Source organism: Oceanobacillus sp. M65 (assembly GCF_052246275.1).
In the GTDB taxonomy this organism is placed as follows: Bacteria; Bacillota; Bacilli; order Bacillales; family Amphibacillaceae; genus Oceanobacillus_B; species Oceanobacillus_B jordanicus.
In genome coordinates this window covers 866,925-884,617 of sequence record NZ_JBQQCJ010000002.1, presented here as the reverse complement: position 1 = coordinate 884,617, position 17,693 = coordinate 866,925, and the positions used below count along the sequence as shown (strand labels likewise).

At 39.9% G+C, this 17,693-nt stretch carries 19 protein-coding genes and 2 rRNA genes; 18 read left to right on the top strand and 3 right to left on the bottom strand.

The features are described 5' to 3' along the window. Together ACTWPF_RS12100 and rrf are read left to right on the top strand one after the other, a co-directional pair. A 23S ribosomal RNA gene (locus ACTWPF_RS12100) occupies positions 1-121 on the top strand; the annotation flags it as partial. A gap of 79 nt (positions 122-200) precedes the next feature. After that, positions 201-316 (top strand): 5S ribosomal RNA (gene rrf / locus ACTWPF_RS12095). A 98-nt stretch (positions 317-414) separates the two neighbouring features. Here the strand turns inward: rrf and ACTWPF_RS12090 are convergent. Beyond that, the gene (locus ACTWPF_RS12090; protein ID WP_443149245.1) at positions 415-1,545 is read right to left on the bottom strand and encodes an amidohydrolase; all 1,131 of its coding nucleotides are present in this window, start codon (positions 1,543-1,545) and stop codon (positions 415-417) included. A 193-nt stretch (positions 1,546-1,738) separates the two neighbouring features. Next, on the bottom strand, positions 1,739-2,626 hold the full coding sequence (gene dpsA, locus ACTWPF_RS12085) for a dipicolinate synthase subunit DpsA (protein ID WP_443149244.1): 888 nt from the start codon (positions 2,624-2,626) through the stop codon (positions 1,739-1,741). A gap of 150 nt (positions 2,627-2,776) precedes the next feature. Between dpsA and ACTWPF_RS12080 the strand changes: the two genes are divergently transcribed. The 14 genes from ACTWPF_RS12080 to ACTWPF_RS12015 all read left to right on the top strand — a co-directional run bounded on the left by ACTWPF_RS12080 (position 2,777) and on the right by ACTWPF_RS12015 (position 14,624). After that, positions 2,777-3,535 carry a hypothetical protein gene (locus ACTWPF_RS12080; protein WP_443149243.1) on the top strand — a complete coding sequence of 253 codons (759 nt, stop codon included), beginning with the start codon at positions 2,777-2,779 and terminating at the stop codon, positions 3,533-3,535. A gap of 26 nt (positions 3,536-3,561) precedes the next feature. Beyond that, positions 3,562-4,353: a GNAT family N-acetyltransferase gene (locus ACTWPF_RS12075; protein ID WP_106896463.1), complete on the top strand. Its 792-nt coding sequence runs from the start codon at positions 3,562-3,564 to the stop codon at positions 4,351-4,353. A gap of 44 nt (positions 4,354-4,397) precedes the next feature. Further along, the gene (locus ACTWPF_RS12070) at positions 4,398-4,679 is read left to right on the top strand and encodes a hypothetical protein (RefSeq protein WP_234368470.1); all 282 of its coding nucleotides are present in this window, start codon (positions 4,398-4,400) and stop codon (positions 4,677-4,679) included. Between the two features lie 236 nt (positions 4,680-4,915). Then, positions 4,916-5,932, top strand: a complete 1,017-nt coding sequence (locus tag ACTWPF_RS12065) for a serine hydrolase domain-containing protein (protein WP_443149242.1) — start codon at positions 4,916-4,918, stop codon at positions 5,930-5,932. A gap of 100 nt (positions 5,933-6,032) precedes the next feature. Continuing rightward, complete coding sequence (locus ACTWPF_RS12060; RefSeq protein WP_443149241.1) at positions 6,033-6,497, top strand: DinB family protein; 465 nt, start codon at positions 6,033-6,035, stop codon at positions 6,495-6,497. Between the two features lie 57 nt (positions 6,498-6,554). Then, a complete protein-coding gene (locus tag ACTWPF_RS12055) occupies positions 6,555-6,896 on the top strand; it encodes a VOC family protein (protein WP_443149240.1) in 342 nt (113 codons plus the stop codon). A 143-nt stretch (positions 6,897-7,039) separates the two neighbouring features. Next, positions 7,040-7,972, top strand: a complete 933-nt coding sequence (gene yhfZ / locus ACTWPF_RS12050; RefSeq protein WP_443149239.1) for a GntR family transcriptional regulator YhfZ — start codon at positions 7,040-7,042, stop codon at positions 7,970-7,972. A 72-nt stretch (positions 7,973-8,044) separates the two neighbouring features. Next, a complete protein-coding gene (locus tag ACTWPF_RS12045; protein ID WP_119574641.1) occupies positions 8,045-8,425 on the top strand; it encodes a PRD domain-containing protein in 381 nt (126 codons plus the stop codon). Next, a complete protein-coding gene (locus ACTWPF_RS12040) occupies positions 8,422-8,781 on the top strand; it encodes a DUF2620 domain-containing protein (protein ID WP_106896469.1) in 360 nt (119 codons plus the stop codon). Before ACTWPF_RS12045 ends, ACTWPF_RS12040 begins: the two co-directional genes overlap by 4 nt. A 28-nt stretch (positions 8,782-8,809) precedes the next feature. Then, positions 8,810-10,096, top strand: coding sequence for a YhfT family protein (locus ACTWPF_RS12035; RefSeq protein WP_443149257.1), 1,287 nt, complete (start codon positions 8,810-8,812; stop codon positions 10,094-10,096). Between the two features lie 19 nt (positions 10,097-10,115). Then, positions 10,116-11,030, top strand: a complete 915-nt coding sequence (locus ACTWPF_RS12030; protein WP_443149238.1) for a phosphotriesterase family protein — start codon at positions 10,116-10,118, stop codon at positions 11,028-11,030. A gap of 3 nt (positions 11,031-11,033) precedes the next feature. Beyond that, complete coding sequence (locus ACTWPF_RS12025) at positions 11,034-12,158, top strand: aminotransferase class V-fold PLP-dependent enzyme (protein ID WP_443149237.1); 1,125 nt, start codon at positions 11,034-11,036, stop codon at positions 12,156-12,158. 99 nt (positions 12,159-12,257) lie between these two features. Further along, the gene (locus tag ACTWPF_RS12020; protein ID WP_443149236.1) at positions 12,258-13,418 is read left to right on the top strand and encodes an alanine racemase; all 1,161 of its coding nucleotides are present in this window, start codon (positions 12,258-12,260) and stop codon (positions 13,416-13,418) included. Between the two features lie 3 nt (positions 13,419-13,421). After that, complete coding sequence (locus ACTWPF_RS12015) at positions 13,422-14,624, top strand: phosphopentomutase (RefSeq protein ID WP_238020794.1); 1,203 nt, start codon at positions 13,422-13,424, stop codon at positions 14,622-14,624. A 283-nt stretch (positions 14,625-14,907) separates the two neighbouring features. On the opposite strand, the gene ACTWPF_RS12010 is transcribed toward ACTWPF_RS12015, so the two are convergent. Next, entirely contained in the window at positions 14,908-15,579 is a 672-nt protein-coding gene (locus ACTWPF_RS12010; RefSeq protein ID WP_443149235.1) for a peptidylprolyl isomerase, read from the bottom strand. A gap of 287 nt (positions 15,580-15,866) precedes the next feature. Between ACTWPF_RS12010 and ectA the strand changes: the two genes are divergently transcribed. Continuing rightward, positions 15,867-16,400, top strand: coding sequence for a diaminobutyrate acetyltransferase (gene ectA, locus ACTWPF_RS12005; RefSeq protein WP_443149256.1), 534 nt, complete (start codon positions 15,867-15,869; stop codon positions 16,398-16,400). Positions 16,401-16,414: 14 nt separating this feature from the next. Then, positions 16,415-17,689 (top strand): diaminobutyrate--2-oxoglutarate transaminase, encoded by a 1,275-nt coding sequence (gene ectB, locus ACTWPF_RS12000; protein ID WP_443149234.1) that lies wholly within the window; start codon positions 16,415-16,417, stop codon positions 17,687-17,689. The last annotated feature ends 4 nt before the right edge of the window (positions 17,690-17,693 follow it).

Below are 17,693 nucleotides of genomic sequence, written 5' to 3'. Positions count from 1 at the left end.
GAGACTTCCCATCACTTCGAGTGAGTAAGATCCCTCAGAGACGATGAGGTTGATAGGTCCGAGGTGGAAGCGTGGTGACACGTGGAGCTGACGGATACTAATAGATCGAGGACTTAACTAACATTTTCTTGATTCGTTGTTTTACTCTTATTTAGTTTTTAGGGTATAAGTACACCTAAAGATTCGGTTTCAAACCGAGGTCTGGTAGTAATAGCGGAGAGGTCACACCTGTTCTCATGCCGAACACAGAAGTTAAGTTCTCCAGCGCCGATGGTAGTTGGGGCTTTGCCCCTGCAAGAGTAGGACGCCGCCAGGCAAATTTAAAAAAGGTTATGCATACAAAATGCATAACCTTTTTTGTTTGGTACAGACAAAGATGTCAGCAGGCCTGCTTAACAGGCTGCTGACATCTCTTTATTGTTTCGTAACTATTTCCCCATTAATTAACACTGTTTCAACTTTACTACGCAAATCAAACAAGTCACCGTTCCAGATGACGAGATCTGCATCTTTACCGGTTTCAATGGAACCAACTTGGTCTTCAACACCAAGATGCTTCGCAGCATTGCTTGTGAGCATTTGCAATGCTTGCTGTTCAGTTAAACCATGTTTTACTGCATGAATTGCACTTGTTACTAAGTATTCAATTCCTACTACAGGATGGTCAGTTGTGAGAGAGCAGGAAATCCCAGCATCCATGAGTACTTTCGCGGTGGACCAACCTTTATCCTTCAATTCTACTTTTGAACGAGTTGACATCGTGGGACCAACCGATACACATACGTCATGCTTTGCAATATATTCGGCAATCTTATGACCTTCCGTACAATGTTCGATCGTAATGTCTATATTAAACTCTTTTTTTATACGTAAAACTGTTACAATATCATCTGCGCGATGGGCGTGCACCCGTAACGGTATTTCCTTTTTTAATACCTTAGTAAGATTTTCGAGACTTAGGTCTCTCTCTTTTTTCTCTTTGTCCATGTAATTCTGTGTTTCGATTAGTTTCTCCCGAAGCCTTGCTGCAACACCCATACGGGTGGTCGGCATTCTTCCTTTACCACCATGAAACATTTTAGGATTTTCCCCTGTAGCTGCTTTCATTCCTGAAGGAGCTCGAAGGATCATTTCATCCACGATATTTCCGTTTGTCTTTAAGACAGCCATTTCACCACCGATAACATTAGCGCTTCCTGGCATTATTTGAACAGTCGTGATTCCCGCTTTTCTGGCATCAGCAAAACCAGTTTCCATTGGATTAATTCCATCAATAGCTCGAACCTGCGGTGTAACTGGATCGCTCGTCTCGTTAAAGTCACTACCTTCACGACCTACGCCTTCCTCTGATACACCTAAATGGGTATGTACATCTATTAAACCAGGTGTGATTATCTTTCCTTCTGCATCAATCACTTCATAACCATGTGGAACAGCTACGCCGGATTCAATGGATTGAAATTTTCTATCTTTTACGAGAATAGTGTGGTTTTTTAGTACATTACCATTTCCGTCATAAATTATTGCATTTGTAATTGCATACATATTGAAACCTCCAAATAATAGTGAACAATAAATTCAGAAAATAATTACTGATCGATTCTATTATTGATAATAAATTATTTTGGCAATATTGTACAGGATTTGAAAAATAGTACTATACTTTAAAGATAGTCATGATTTATCCCGCCTCAACTGACAGTAAAACCCCCACCAAATGAAGTTTCAATATATTATTTTAATCTATAGTGTGGTCAGAAAGTAGTTCGTCTTGAAGGATAGTAGCAATAATTCTCCCTGCTGTTTTAGGAGCCGTTTTCCCTGGTAAACCTAACGCGTGCAATGCATGTATCCCTTGTTGTTTTGCAAAGTTAAAATCCGTTCCTCCGGGTTTTGATGCAAGATCAATAATTAATCCGCTTCGTTTCATTTTTATTAATATACTGTTTGTAAGCACAGGTGTGGGGATTGTATTAATAAAAATGTCTGTCTTGCTAGCATGTTGCTCAAGATCTGTCATATCTATTGCTTCTATTCCTAACTCATATAAGCGTGCAAAGGCCGATTTTTTTCTGACCGCTACTGTTACGTTTGCTCCAACAGCTGAAAATAACCTGGCTACCGTTACACCAACCCTCCCAAACCCGAGGACAGTAATAGTTGAACCATGCACCGTTTCTTTTGTATTCTCTATTGCTAGCTTTAAGGCTCCTTCAGCTGTTGGGATGGAGTTATATATGGCAAGATCGTCTCTGGAAAATAAAGTAGTTAGTTTTCGATTTGCCGATTTAGCCATCTCTTTTAGTTGGTGCTTTGCGGTTCCACTATAAATCCTACAATGATCGGGGGTCTTTTTAAATAACACATCGGTTATTTTAACTGGTTTATCAGAGTATGGGGCTTCTACATTTCCTTCATCATCTATTCCGGCAACTGGTAATACGATCGCATCCATATTTTCTATGTTCTGGTGTAGATCATTAACCTTCGTTACGCCTTGTTTATTTATATTCAGTTGTGAAAAGCCTGCGAGGTAAAGCTGGGCATTATGTTCCGTCAACATATCAATGACTTCTATATATCTTGCGTCACCACCAGCAATAAGTATTTTCATTCCATTAAGCAATTGCTCACCCTCTTTCCTTTTATCCATATATTTTACAGGAACGATACGTTTAATATGACAGCAATGCAGAATCGTTTCAAACCTTTGTTTTATTTAGAATACTGTTTAAAGTATTACTTTTGATATAATGACTTAAAAGGAGGTACCTATATGCTCCATGTACCCAATTATATCCAGGCAGTATGGGGAAAGTTTGATGATTTTCCAATGGAAACTTTAACGAAGTTTTGGATTCATTTACAAGAAGACGGGAGGCAACGAGAAGTCACAGAAATGAGAGAGCATAGAGAGCAGTTTGGGATCACAGGAAATTGTTTTGATCTTTCGCTTTGGTTATTGGATGAATTTAAGCGTGCAAGAATTTCGGCATATCCTATTGGGCATCATCTGGAGAGTGAGCATGCACATATAGCTGTTATTGCTTTGGATAGCGAAGGAAAGCGTTATTTTTGTGATCTGGGAGATCAATGGTTGAGACCTTTACCAATTGATGCAGGGCAAGAAAATTACGGTGGCGGAAGACTGAAGGGGTATTTTCCTGCAGCCGAGATCCAATTTGAAAAACATGGGGAGCAACTAGAAGTTCAATATTACCGACCAAATGGAAAAGCTTCAAGGCAATTTTTTGAGCTAACCCCTATAGTAATGCGTGATTGCTTAAAGGCAGCTGAGCATTCTCAAAAGACAATAAAGCCACAGCCACTACTTGAATGCAGAATACCATACAAATCAGGGGTGGCACATTGGGAATTTTTTAACTGGGAGAGCTTTCTTTCTACAGAGGAAGGCTTAATCAAAGAGCCTGCACTTAAATATGTGGATCAATGGGTGGAGAAACTTCATTTTTACACACGATATAACAAACAGTTTCTAGAGGTCGTATTAAAAGAGTATGAGAAACTTGCTTAAAAGAGATAAAGAGAGAAGGTTTAGAAATGATATATGAGGCCGATCAAGAAATAAAGCAAAAAGTTGCTAAATATTTTACCGGAATGGAAGACACCACTATTCTTTCCTGCTTGCAGGGACATATGGGAAAAGCATGGGTGAATAACAAGGAGAACCCGGAGGCTGCACAAATAATGGTAGGTGATTTTACATTTTTTGCCGGTAATCCGGCTGCTGATGGAGTAGAAGACCTTCTGCAAAATGTGCCGGAACACATTCTCGCTATAGTCGATAATGATGAATGGAAAATGCGCATTGAAGAAGTACATAAAGGAAATGCTGAAAGAATTCAGCGTCATGCTTTTCGGAAAGAACATAAGGATTTGGATCCCACTTATCTCCGAAAGCTTACTGCAAATTTACCTGTAGGATATGAATTACGTAAGATAGACAAAAACATTGTAAAAAAGCCTTCTTTATTTGAAGTGTCTCCAGATTTTATTAAGCAATTTGATTCGATTGCAGATTTCCTGGAAAGAGGGATCGGCTTTGCAATTTTGTTTGAGGAAAAAGTAGTAAGTGCTGCCGCATCATACAGTATTTATGATGAGGGAATAGAAATAGAGATTGTGACAGATGATAACCACCGTAATAAGGGACTCGCCACTTGTGTTGCTGCTGCTTTAATAGTGAATTGTCTGGAGAGAGGACAATATCCAAGCTGGGATGCCGCTAATTTAAAATCAGCTAAATTGGCTACCAAACTTGGCTATGTGTCAATTGGTTCTTATGATACGTATTACATTCATACACCTTCTACCCATCTCGTACATAAATAGGTTATTTTCTGGAAAACTATAACTAATCTTATTAAATAAAGGGGATGTATGTGGTGGAAGAAAGTACACATCAGAAGCTTCAGCAGGCACATAAACAAATAATAAGCGCACAACAGGCAATCTTAAATGCACAAGGTGCGAATAACAAATTGATTGAACAAGCTGAGCAGCAATTAATACAGGCAGAACAAGCATTGCAAGCATTACAAACGGATGAAGGAACTGAGCTAACAGAAAATCCGCAATTCCAGCAAGCATATGAGGAACTGCATGATATTAGACAACAGGTACAAGAAGCACAGCAAAATAACAATGATGTATTATAAACAATGAAAGACTTCAGATGAAGTCTTTTTTTATTTGTAGAGAAATAAAATTTTAGGCATGAAGAATGCTATATTTCTAAAATTTTCTAATCCGTTTTCTAAATTATGTGATAATATACTAAGGAGTATTTAATTTTGTAGGGAGCTGATGGACATGATGATTATTATTCAAATATGAGGGAAGTACTAACGGCCCTCTCTAAAATTAAAAGCTTAAATAATGGAGGGGGATTTAAATGAATGCGAATGAAGTAAAACAGAAAATACAATTACTACAAAGGGAAATGCATTTTTCAGGAGTATATCATGCGAAGAAGCATGAGATCGATTATAGTGGAAGCTTTGGTTTTGCAAACCGTTCCGAACGAATAGAAAATAACTATAAGACGCGATTTGGTATTGCTTCAGGCTGTAAAATATTTACGTCTATCGCAGTTTGTCAGCTTGTTGAACAAGGGCTATTAAGCTTTCAAACAAAGCTCCATGAATGCCTGCCTATTGATTTTCCTGCTTACAGCAAAGAAGTAAACATTCACCAATTGCTGACACACACTTCCGGGGTCCCGGATTATTTTGATGAAGAAGAGATGGATGATTACGAAGAACTCTGGATAGACAATCCAGTTTACACAATTCGTAGCCTACACGATTTTCTTCCATTGTTCCAAAAAAGAGAAATGACGTCTTTATCAAGTAGTGACTTTCACTATAATAATGCAGGGTATATCCTGTTAGGCCTAATTGTTGAACAGATTAGCGAAATGAACTTTACTGATTATGTGGAGCGGTTTATTTTTGAAAAGGCAGGAATGATGCATTCAGGCTATTTCGAAATGGATAAACTGCCAGAAAACACAGCACTCGGTTATATTGAAGAGCCTGATGGCAGTTACAAAACGAATATATTTTCCGTACCAGCAAAAGGTGGAGCAGATGGTGGTGCGTTTGTAACAGCTGAAGATATGGTCACCTTTTGGGATGCTCTTTTCAACCACCGATTAGTGTCCGAAAAGATGACGGAAAAACTTTTCCAGCCACAAATAGAAGTAGAGGAAGATCTTTATTACAGCTATGGTGGCTATGTGGATATGGATCAGGGGAAAGTGAAAAAGCATATTCTAATAGGGTATGACCCAGGTTGTAACTTCCGTTCTGTATACTATCCAGAGAACTCTATAAGTATTGTAGTTTGCTCAAATGAATCGGACGGTGCGTTTGAAGTATTGAAGGAACTGGAGAAGTTAATAATCTGATAAAATCACTCCAGCATAGAGACCAGGAGAATGTTTTGGTCTCTTCTCCTTTTTAAAAAAATTTTTTTGTATATATTTGTACCTAGTGAAGGAGCTTGTGATGCATTGCGTAAATGTACTAAACCAAATTAAAGTAGCTGTAAATACGGTGCTTGAAATTATTGATCAATTAGAAGAGGAAGATCTGAAAAAAAGACCGACGCCTAACAAACATTCAGTTGGAGAATTATTAGAGCATTTAGCAGTTATTTTTGAAGCTGATTGGCGTATTTCCAATGAAGCATCTGAAGAAGAAATGAGGAATTTCTATTCAGGAGTATCATATAAAAACATGAATTCTATAAGGAAAGGTATGCGAAAAAATTTTAGAGCGTTAAAGAGTAACTATATGAAATTGTCAGAAGAGGAACTCCAATCTAAAACCACTTCGTATTGGGGTGTAACCTACACAAGGTATGAATGGCTATTAGAGATTTTAGCACACGTTTATCATCACAGGGGACAATTACATGCTATGCTTGTACACTGTTATGATAAGGATCCTAGGATTTTAATGTTTGAGTAAATTCCATAGGGAATTTAAATATAATTTAAAAATAGATGAGAGAGGAAGGTCGTTTAAATGTTTGAAAGAATAGACACGATCTGTTTAACAGTTAGTAATCTCCCAGAATCGAGTACGTGGTATCAACAATTAGGGTTTACAATAAGCTATAAGGGTGATAATTACCAAGTATTAACCGTTGGAAACAGTGAAGTGCCACTTACGCTTGAGGAAGGGAGTAATTTAGTAAAAGAAAATCAAGCATACCCTATTTTTTTCACTAAAGATATTCAGCATACATATAGGGAATTACAAGAAAAAGGTGTTTTAGTAACAGAAATTCAAGATGACGGTGATAATAGATTTTTTGACTTTTATGACCGGGATAATAATAAGTTGCAGGTTTGTTTCTGGGAGTAAGAATTTAAGGTCAACTAACATAAGTATCATATGTGATTGTTACAAGTGCATATATTTTAAAAAATAGCCTATTTTATTGCACTATACCTATGAAAGCGTTATAATTTACAATATACAATATTTTGTAAAATTGTGAGGTTAAAATGAGTAGAATTTTGGAAGGTTTATATTCAAAGAATGGGCTGGCGGCAAAAGAAATTGCTAGCAAAATGTTGCATATAAGGGAAGGAAGTCGCATTCCTAGGGTGAGTGATTTTGCGGAAGAGTTCTCCATCGGTAATGGTACTGTGCAAGGTGCCCTTAAAGTATTGGAAAATATTCATGCGATAAAACTTGAAGCAAGAGGTCATATGGGTACTTTTTTGCTTAAAAAAGATGTTCACTTATTAAAGGAAATAGCTGGAGACGGATCATTTATAGGAGCGATGCCGCTACCATATTCTACAAAATATGAAGGGCTAGCCACCGGATTGATTGAGGCATCAGAATCCATGTTAAACCACATTAATCTGGCTTATATGAGAGGATCTAAACAAAGGCTGGATGCACTAAAAACTCGCCGCTATGATTTTATCATTATGTCACAGCTTGCAGCAGAAGAGGAAATAGCGAAAGACAGTAATTTAGAAATAGCAGTCAATTTTGGTCCCCATACGTATGTGTCTACTCACCAGGTTTTCTTTGCCAATAAACAGAATGACAGAGTCATAGATGGTATGAGGGTTGGGGTAGATTATACATCGATAGATCAATCAAAAATAACGTTACTTGAATGTGAAGGACTCGAAATCGAGTTGGTTCCGGTAAATTATATGCAACTATTTGATATGCTTCTTAGCGGTGATATCGATGCCGCAGTGTGGAATGCTGATGAAAACCGCACGAATGGTGATATGGGTGTCGGTACATTTCGTTCTCCTAAAGCTAGGGAAATTTCTGAGAAAGCCACAAGTTCAGTAGTACTGATTGAAAAGGATCGTTCAGATGTAAAAAAATATCTAGGGAAATTAGATATAATGGATATTGTGGAAACACAAAGGAAGGTTGTTAGAAAAGAGAAGTTGCCGCATTATTAGACAGTAAGAGAGATAGCGGTTTTTCTTTTTCAATCAATATACAGAAAACTGTATATTAATGGAGGTTTAAGAATGAATCTAGAACAATTGAAGGACAGGTTGCAGATCTTAGCGTTAGGTAATGTTATTTCAAAGCCAGCATGCGAAGTCACGGTAAGAGCGTTTGATTATTTAGTAACAGAATTAAAGACGGAAGATTTACAACAATCGGAGATGCTGTTCACCCATTTGCCTTCTGCAATTACACGGATTGGGGAAGGGGAGACTTTGGAAGGGCCATCTTCGGAAATTATGAAAGAAGTAAGAAATTCACATTATTATTCCACTGCGGCAAATCACATAAAAAATATTGAGCAGATATGGGGACACACACTGCCGGAAGAAGAGAAAGCATTTTTATCAATGCACTATACTACCATATTAGAAGCAAATCAAGGGGGAGATAAAAAATGAAAATTGTTATTGGAGGCCAAGTAGAAAAGAAGGCAATTGAAGGGTTAATTAAAGAATTAGATGCAAGTATTGAAACATCCGTGAAGTCTGATTTGGACGCAGCCATGGCAATCAAAACCGGTCAGGCGGATTATTATGTTGGTGCCTGTCACACTGGCGGCGGGGGAGCATTAGCTATGGCTATTGCTATGATTGGCCGGGATCAATGTGAAACCGTTTCCATGCCAGGGAAGCAGCCCCAAGAGGAAAAAGTAATAGAAGCCGTAAATGCCGGTAAAAAGGCATTCGGGTTTACTGGCGACCATATGGAAAAGGCAATCCCTATGATTGTAAATGCATTAAAAAATAAAGCGTAGATAACAAAAGGGGGAAAAGATAGTGGATATGGTTTTTGTTATTTTAATAGGTGCAGTGGCAGCGGTGCTAGCAAATATGAATATCGCAGTATTCAATGATGGATTACGACCAATTGTTGGGGAACATATTGAAGGCAGGTTAAAACGGAGGGAATTGGGACTTACAGCATTTGCAATGAGTTTTGGCCTCGTTGTTGGTTTCGGCATTCCATTTACAGTAACAGCTAGTATTATTTTAATCCACAGTATTTTACTTGGTACTGATATTATTGGACTCATTACACCAAAAAACAAATGGGGAACACCTTTGGCAGCAGCCATTGGGGCAGTATATGGCTGGGGCTTATTAATCGGACTGGAAGGTTTCGTGAAATTATTCGAACATTTGCCAGTGAATTTTCTTGAGCCAATGGGGGAAGTTGGAACACCTGTTGTTGTCACCTTTATGGCTTTTCCGGCATTAGCGGTTGCTATGCAGTTTACGATTAAAAAAGGGATTCTTACCTTTTTAGTAGCGGCACTCGTTAGGCAGCTTGCTGTATTTATGAACGAAGGTGGATTCCTTTCGATTGGTGGGAATGCTATTACGCTTAATCAAGAAGGGATGGCATTGATTGCTGGTATGATCTTCTTATTTGGTTTTGCAATGCGAGAAAAACAAGAAGAAGGCAGTTCTGTGGATCTTGCTTCTATTTTCAGTGAAAAGGTAAAAGCAATTAAGAAAAATGTTGTATTCTTCATGATTATTGGAGCGCTTATCGCGGGGGCAACGAATTTGCTGCTTATGGCAGGTGATCCCATTTCATTAAGCCTTCTTGCGGAAGGAAAACAGGCAGATGCAGGGATTGCAGCAGCTGCAAGAGCGATTGGTTTTATCCCGCTTGTTGCCAGTACAGCCATTGCGACAGGGGTTTATAGTCCTGTTGGCTTTACACTGATTTTCGTTGTGGGACTATTTGTACCTAATGTGTGGATTGCTGTCATTGTTGGTGCGATTGTCATCTTCCTCGAAGTAATGCTACTAAGTGTTATTGCTAGATTCCTAGATAAATATCCGGGTGTGAGAAACTCTGGGGAGAATATCCGAAGTGCAATGACGAAATTGCTTGAAGTGGCTTTACTTATCGGGGGAGCTAACGCGGCAAATATGATTGCACCGGGCTTCGGCTTCTTCTTTATAGCTGGTTTTTACCTATTAAATGAAATTGCTGGTCGGCCAATTGTACGGATGGCCGTAGGACCTGTCGGCGCCATAGCAGTGGGGATTATCGCAAACATTTTGGTGCTAATGGGGATTATGACATTACCGCAATAATAACCTAGGAGGCTACTTGATGATACAGACTGTATTAGGAAAAATTGAAAAAGGAGCTTTTGGTATATGTGCCGCACATGAGCATCTATCAATCGACTTGTCCAGGATCAAAGGGGACCCTGACACCATTTTAGATGATGAGGTAGGAATGTTGTCAGAGCTATCGTTCTTTTATGAAGCGAAAGGTAAATCTATGGTAGAGCTTACCAATGACGGAATGGGGCGAGATGTTAATCGTCTTAAGCGATTAAGTGAACAATCGGGAGTGCATATCGTAACGTGTACGGGCTTTTATAAGGACCCGTTCATTCCGGAATTTGCAGCAGACTGGGGACGAGACGAATTTGCAGCACATTTTTTAAAAGAGATTAAGGAAGGGATAGAGACAACAGACATCTACCCTGGCGTTATAGGCGAAGTTGGCACAAGTGTAAATGAGATCAAACCAATTGAAAAGGAACTGATCTTAGGCGCAGGGCATGCTGCAAGGGAATCTGGGCTTCCAGTATCTACTCACACCTCACTTGGCACACTTGGAAGTAAACAGGTGGAGATGTTATTTGGACTTGGAGTCGATAAAGAACAAATCATTATTGGCCACCAGGATTTAAATCCGAATAAAGAAGAAGTACTTGATGTTCTACAATCCGGTGTATACATTGGCTTTGATACGATTGGCAAAAATAATTATCGGCCAAACGAAGAGCGTCTTGCTTTCCTGCTCGACTTTATTGAGCTAGGGTATCACAAACAAGTGCTATTATCTGCAGATCTTACACGCAAATCCCATTGGCATAAACATGACGGACCTGGGTATGACCTTGTATTACGTGATTTCATTCCAGAACTCCGTAAACGTGGTGTTAGTGAAGAAGTGATCATGGATCTGCTTATTAATAATCCCGCAAATGCTTTTGCAATAAAGGAGATGTGATAAATGGTCTATGATACAACTAAATTAAAATACGCAGATTCCGTCCTACCGACACTATCTATTCTCGAAGCACAAGCATTGCAATTTAAACTAGTAGATAAAATGAGTGCTCATTTCACTGGGGATCAATTTTTATCAATGGGTGATCTTGGGGTCGCCCCCCGTTTTAAAAAACCAGAGCAAACCGTACGGGTAGAACGTGTATTGGCCGATTTCTTTAATACAGAAAAAGCGGCATTGGTCCGGGGGGCTGGAACTGGCGCAATACGTATCATCCTAAGTACATTAATGGACCCTGGTGATAGCATGTTTATTCATACGGCACCAGTTTACACGACGACAAAAGATACACTACGCATTCTCGGTTTGAAAACGAAAGCTGTTGACTACAACGATTTGGAAGCTATTGCGGAAGCAGTGAAAAACGACCAAGATTGCCGCGTTTTCTATGTGCAGCATGCGCGCCAGCAGCCAACTGACACATACAATTTAAAAGAGGTAATCTCCATAGTAAAACAGACTAGACCAGATCTTCCCGTGGTGGTAGATGATAACTACTGTGCAATGAAGGCTTATGGAATTGGTGTGGAATATGGAGCAGATTATTCTACATTTAGTGGCTTTAAATTGTTGGGACCAGAGGGAGTAGGGATCATCGTTGGGAAAGCAGAAGCAGTTAACGTATTACAACAACGAAACTATTCTGGCGGTGGCCAAGTTCAAGGCTACGAAGCAATGGAACTTCTGCGAATGATGACATTTGCACCCGTTTCGCTGGCTACTCAAAATGAGCAGGTTGAGGCAGTGTGCTTGAGGCTTAATGAAGGCGCGATAGAAGGAATAGAAGCAGCCTATATGACGAATGCGCAATCCAAAAATGTCATTGTAGAATTGAAAGAACCGATTGCACAGGAAGTAATTAGAAAAAGCAATGAATTAGGAGCTGCAACGCATCCTGTAGGCGCAGAATCAAAATATGAAATTATACCCATGGTTTATCGTGTCTCTGGAAGTTTTATAGAAGCACAACCAAGACTTAAAGAATATGGTTTGCGTATAAACCCAATGAAATCTGGCGCAAATACAGTATTACAAATTATAGACGAGGCAATCCAGTCCTGTAACTAGCATCAAGGAGGCTTTAAGGTTTCGCTAAAGGACCAGCGAATGCGAGTTTTTCTAAAAGTACTACTAATGGAACAGACATAAAGATAGGGGAGTGCTTCCATGTTTTTAGATGTAACAAAAAGACGCAATCCTGCGCTAATACAAGCCGGAATGTTCCTTCATCAAAATGGAGAAATTCCTCCCAACACTTATATAATTGATGTGGATGCATTAAAAAAGAATACACGTCTGCTGCAAGAAAAAGCTTCCGCTTATGGAATGAAACTTTATTTTATGAGTAAGCAGCTGGGAAGATTGCCGAAAATTGCAGAGGTGATTACACAAAGTGGCATTAAAAAAGCGGTAGCGGTAGATTTTGACGAAGGGAAGCTGCTTGCCGACAATGATATTCCTATAGGCAATATCGGACATCTCGTACAACCAGGTAAACATCAATGGGAGGAAGTTCTTAGCTGGAATCCGGAAGTTGTAACAATTTTTTCTTATGAACGTGCAGTGCAGCTAGCAACTGCTGCAGCCTTCGCTGGTGTCGACCAAGAGATTATCTTAAAGGTAATGGACGAAAATGATAGTATATACCGTGCTCAGGAAGGTGGTATCCCTCTTAGGGACTTGGAAGAGACGATAGATCGAATTCAGGATCTCTCCCACGTAACGATTGTTGGAATAACTAGTTTTCCAAACCTGCAACTGGCTCCGAATAAATCGAAAATGATACCTACTAATAATCTAACCACATTATTACGAGCAAAAAAAACTTTAGAACAAAAAGGTATTACGATAAAGCAGATTAATGGTCCAAGTGGCACTAGCAGTGAGACTATTCCATTTTTGGCAGCTCAAGGAGTTACGCACGGAGAACCGGGACATGCACTGACTGGAACGACACCGCTTCATGCTTTTAAAGATTTGCCAGAAGAACCTGCCATCATTTATGTATCGGAAGTCTCTCATACGTACAAGGGGAACTTTCAGGTGATAGCGGGTGGCTATTACGGTCGATCCAACATGGAGGGATGTCTTGTTGGGCATGATTCAGCTACCATTCTCAAACAACAGACAACAGTCCAAGAGCACAGCCCTGAGTCGATTGATTATTATGGGACGATAGATGCTCCAAGTAGTTTTACAATCGATATTGGAGATACAGCAATTTTTTCTTTCAGGACGCAGATTTTCGTTACCCGCGCCCATATAGCACTAGTGCAAGGAATACAATCTGGCGAACCAAAGCTCATTCACCTGGAAAGGAAGTGGTAGTACATGGCGAAAATGACACTTATCGTAATTGATAGCTTTGGGATTGGCGCCATGGATGATTATGAGCAGTATGTTCCCTCTGACTCTCACGCGAATACTTATAAACATATTCGGGATATAAAACGAGAAGACCTTAAGATTCCATTTATGTATGCATCTGGTTTAGGTACACTGGTAGATAACGAGCCAGAACCTAAAAATGCTTACGGCTATGCGAGGCTTGCACATCATGGTGCGGACACTTATCTTGGACATCAAGAGATCGCGGGAAGCTGTCCGAAGAAATCAAATAGACGGCTAATGTCAGCTATTCATGGAGAAATAAAAGAAGCATTAGAGGCAAGTGGATACTCCGTAAGCTACCCCATTGCTGGTTGCCCAGTACTCTTGGTAAATAATGCTGCAGTAGTAGCAGATAACCTTGAATCAGCTGTTGGAAATATTGTAAATGTTACCGCTGATTTTAAAAAAATGCCGTTTGATGAAGTGAAAAAACTCGGTCAAACTGTTCGTGAAAATGTTGACACGACAAGGGTTATCGCATTCGGAGGGCCCTTCACATCCATTGAGCACATTCTTTCGTGTGTGAAACAAAAGAATAAGGAGCAATGGGGAGTTGATACCCCGAAAGCAAATGTTTATGGTGATGGATACAATGTTTTTCATATGGGATATGGGGTGGAAATAGATAAGCAGTTTCCGATGATCGCGGCCGCGCATAAGCTGAAAGTTTATCGATTGGGCAAAACCGCAGATGTGCTTCACGGGGTAGGTCCTGCAAACCCACTCGTCAATACGACAGAACTACTAAAGACAGTTTCAGAGACTTATCGAGAGGAGCCTGGGGAGGCTGCATTCCTAGTGAATATTCAGGAAACAGATCTAGCTGGACATGCAGAAGACACAGACTGGTATGCTGCACTTTTAAATGAAACAGACCAATGGCTACGGGAGTCATTTATACCATTAATGGAACAAGATGATATTTTGATCGTAATGGCGGATCATGGAAATGATCCTACAATTGGCCATTCTAACCATACAAGAGAGTTTGTACCTATCATGATATTCGGTGACATGGTAAAAGAGGTATCAATTGGTGAACGATCGACCATGGCAGATGTTGGTGCTACATTTTGTGATTTCTTCAAACTACCTCCCACCGCTGAGGGGAAGAGCTTTCTAGGAGAAATACTAGATCGCTAAAATCAAATTGAAAAAAGAACAGAGACGCCAGCAACCTTTGTGCGTATCTGTTCTTTTTCTAATTGTCTAGGAAATTATAGATTGTGAGTACTGTGGATAACCAAGTAACTGAATTAGCTACGTCCAGCTCCAGAGCCCAGAAAACTAGGCGACTTCACGAAGTCGCCCTACGATAAGTCATCATCGGTTCGAATCCTCACCGTGATTCCTTTATCTCAGTTGATTCGCTCCACTCGCTACGTTTCTAAACGGGCGCTTGCGCTTTTGTTCTGTGTAAAAGCCATTATTGTTTTTCTGGTTCTGGATAATCGTAGCCTTTTGTATCTACTTCTACTTTTTTCATAACAGGCGTATCTCCTGAATTACCTGCTGCAACAATCTCATCTACTGTATCCATTCCCTCTGTAACTTCACCAAATGCTGCATAGTCTCCGTCCAGATGAGGAGAGCTTTCTAGCATGATAAAAAATTGAGAGCCGGCCGAGTCGGGCGATTGAGACCTTGCCATGGATAGAACACCTCGATCATGTATTAAATCATTTTTAACACCATTTGATTCGAATTCGCCAGCGATTGAATAACCGGGGCCACCGGTACCATTTCCTTCAGGATCTCCTCCCTGAATGACGAAGCCTGGTTCAATTCTGTGGAAAGTCAGACCATCGTAAAAACCGTCTTCAATAAGTGATATGAAATTCGCCACCGTATTAGGAGCAACCTTTGGATATAATTCTGCGATAATTTGGTCATCGTTTTCCATCGTAATCGTCACGATTGGGTTCTCATCCACTTCAGGATAATCCGTGACATCTTTCGTGGATTCTTCCCCGTTATCTTGTTCTGTATCATTTTCTTCTGGTTCAGTATTGCTGCCACAACCGTTTAGGAGGGCAATAAGTAACATGATAGCTAGAAAAGCGATCATCAGCTTGTAGCGATTTCGTAATGATTTCATCTATGTAAGTCACCTCTTTACTATTTTTCTTATACAAGTATAGCATGTTCTCTAAAAAATTCCTTAGTTAGGCTATGAATTAGTCTGATTATTAATAAATACGTAAAATTCGCTCTATTCGCTACCATTTCCCAGATAATCATAGCATCGTTATACTCATTGTACTCTCATCCCACTATACCCTGATTAAACACGCTATACCATGCTTAATCCATTTTGACGTTCGAATAGATTCCTATTAGTCTTATAAAGTACGTGTTTTTACATAAAAAACAGGAGGTGAGAGCATTTATAATCAGAAGGTAAATTCGGCAGCGAGTCCTGCTGAGATAGAAACAAATGTAACATTTCGTAATCCTGTAAAGAAAGATGGCGCTGCGGTTTGGGAACTCATTAAACATACTGGTGTATTGGATTTGAATTCCTCTTATAGCTATTTAATGTGGTGCGATATTTTCTCCGATACATCGGTTGTTGCAATAGATGGGGGAAAAATATGTGGCTTCATTTCTGGATATCTACATCCAAAAAAAGCTGATACGTTATTCATTTGGCAGGTGGCTGTTCATCACTCAGGTAGAGGAAAAGGCCTGGCTACCAGCATGTTGAGGAATATTTTGAAGCGTACTGTATGTGATGAGGTACGTTACATTGAGGCAACAGTCTCTCCATCGAATATAGCATCTACTAATCTATTTAAGGGTCTTGCTCGGGATTTGGATACGAACTGTATGATTACAGACTATTTTTCCTCTAAGGATTTCCCACAGGATGGCCATGAAGATGAGTTATTGTTTAAAATCGGTCCAACCAATAAATGATAAAGGATGATTTCATGACTACTGCAGTGATACAAGATACGAAAATGAAAACGTTTGAAGAAATGGAATCGGCAGTTCGAAGCTATAGCAGGGGCTGGCCGACTATTTTTGACAAAGCGAAAGGATATAAGCTTTGGGATACAGATGGTAAAGAGTATATTGACTTTTTTGCTGGTGCTGGAACATTAAATTACGGTCATAATGATCAAGCAATGCAGGATAAAATCATTGAATATATACAGAATGACGGGATCATTCACAGCCTCGATATGGGAACGACTCCAAGAAAAAACTTCCTTGAACGCTTCAATGAAGTGATTTTAAAACCTCGTAATCTCGATTATAAAATTATGTTTCCTGGACCCACAGGTACAAATACCGTGGAAAGTGCATTGAAAATTGCTCGTAAGGTAACAGGAAGAGATTCGGTTATCAGCTTTACAAACGCGTTTCACGGGATGACGATTGGCTCCCTTTCGGTTACTGCGAACTCCTTTAAGCGACATGGAGCAGGTGTACCACTACATCATACGGTATCTATGCCTTTTGATGATTATGTCGAAGATCAAGACTCTATTGCATATTTGGAAAGGTTTTTAGAGGATAGTGGAAGTGGTGTAGCCCTACCAGCTGCCATTATATTAGAAACCGTACAGGGCGAAGGTGGTATAAATGCTGCTAGAATGACCTGGCTAAAAAAAGTGGAAGCACTTTGTAAGCGGTGGGATATTTTGTTGATTATTGATGACGTACAAGCTGGCAACGGAAGAACGGGCACCTATTTCAGCTTTGAGCCCGCAGGCATTAAGCCGGATGTGGTTTGTCTATCTAAGTCAATCGGTGGTATTGGTTTGCCAATGGCTATAACTCTAATTAAACCAGAGTATGATCAATGGGGGCCTGGTGAGCATAATGGTACCTTCCGTGGAAACAACCTGGCCTTTATCGCAGCTACGGAAGCATTGAAAAATTGGGAAAGCGTAGAATTCAGTGAAGCAGTGCAGGAAAAAGCAAATTTCTTGCGAGAAACAGTAGAGAAGCTAATTGAAAAATATCCCCAGCTAAAAGGGGAAGCAAGAGGCAGAGGCCTTATGCAGGGAATCGCCATGGAAGAGGAAGGGCTTGCTGGCAAAGTCTGTGCGGAAGCCTTCCAGCGTGGGCTAATCGTGGAAACTTCCGGACCAAATGATGAAGTTGTAAAGTTTCTCCCACCGTTAGTTATTGATAGGGAAGGTCTGGAAAAAGGCTTGTCTATATTAGAAGAAAGCATAATACAAGTAACCGCATAACAGA

What these genes read in the sequence shown, in the direction of transcription:
- ACTWPF_RS12090 (WP_443149245.1), bottom strand. Translation starts at nt 1,545, where the DNA reads ATGTATGCAATTACAAATGCAATAATTTATGACGGAAATGGTAATGTA.
- ACTWPF_RS12080 (WP_443149243.1), top strand. Translation starts at nt 2,777, where the DNA reads ATGCTCCATGTACCCAATTATATCCAGGCAGTATGGGGAAAGTTTGAT.
- ACTWPF_RS12075 (WP_106896463.1), top strand. Translation starts at nt 3,562, where the DNA reads ATGATATATGAGGCCGATCAAGAAATAAAGCAAAAAGTTGCTAAATAT.
- ACTWPF_RS12070 (WP_234368470.1), top strand. Translation starts at nt 4,398, where the DNA reads ATGTATGTGGTGGAAGAAAGTACACATCAGAAGCTTCAGCAGGCACAT.
- ACTWPF_RS12065 (WP_443149242.1), top strand. Translation starts at nt 4,916, where the DNA reads ATGAATGCGAATGAAGTAAAACAGAAAATACAATTACTACAAAGGGAA.
- ACTWPF_RS12060 (WP_443149241.1), top strand. Translation starts at nt 6,033, where the DNA reads ATGCATTGCGTAAATGTACTAAACCAAATTAAAGTAGCTGTAAATACG.
- ACTWPF_RS12055 (WP_443149240.1), top strand. Translation starts at nt 6,555, where the DNA reads ATGTTTGAAAGAATAGACACGATCTGTTTAACAGTTAGTAATCTCCCA.
- yhfZ (WP_443149239.1), top strand. Translation starts at nt 7,040, where the DNA reads ATGAGTAGAATTTTGGAAGGTTTATATTCAAAGAATGGGCTGGCGGCA.
- ACTWPF_RS12045 (WP_119574641.1), top strand. Translation starts at nt 8,045, where the DNA reads ATGAATCTAGAACAATTGAAGGACAGGTTGCAGATCTTAGCGTTAGGT.
- ACTWPF_RS12040 (WP_106896469.1), top strand. Translation starts at nt 8,422, where the DNA reads ATGAAAATTGTTATTGGAGGCCAAGTAGAAAAGAAGGCAATTGAAGGG.
- ACTWPF_RS12035 (WP_443149257.1), top strand. Translation starts at nt 8,810, where the DNA reads ATGGTTTTTGTTATTTTAATAGGTGCAGTGGCAGCGGTGCTAGCAAAT.
- ACTWPF_RS12030 (WP_443149238.1), top strand. Translation starts at nt 10,116, where the DNA reads ATGATACAGACTGTATTAGGAAAAATTGAAAAAGGAGCTTTTGGTATA.
- ACTWPF_RS12025 (WP_443149237.1), top strand. Translation starts at nt 11,034, where the DNA reads ATGGTCTATGATACAACTAAATTAAAATACGCAGATTCCGTCCTACCG.
- ACTWPF_RS12020 (WP_443149236.1), top strand. Translation starts at nt 12,258, where the DNA reads ATGTTTTTAGATGTAACAAAAAGACGCAATCCTGCGCTAATACAAGCC.
- ACTWPF_RS12015 (WP_238020794.1), top strand. Translation starts at nt 13,422, where the DNA reads ATGGCGAAAATGACACTTATCGTAATTGATAGCTTTGGGATTGGCGCC.
- ACTWPF_RS12010 (WP_443149235.1), bottom strand. Translation starts at nt 15,579, where the DNA reads ATGAAATCATTACGAAATCGCTACAAGCTGATGATCGCTTTTCTAGCT.
- ectB (WP_443149234.1), top strand. Translation starts at nt 16,415, where the DNA reads ATGACTACTGCAGTGATACAAGATACGAAAATGAAAACGTTTGAAGAA.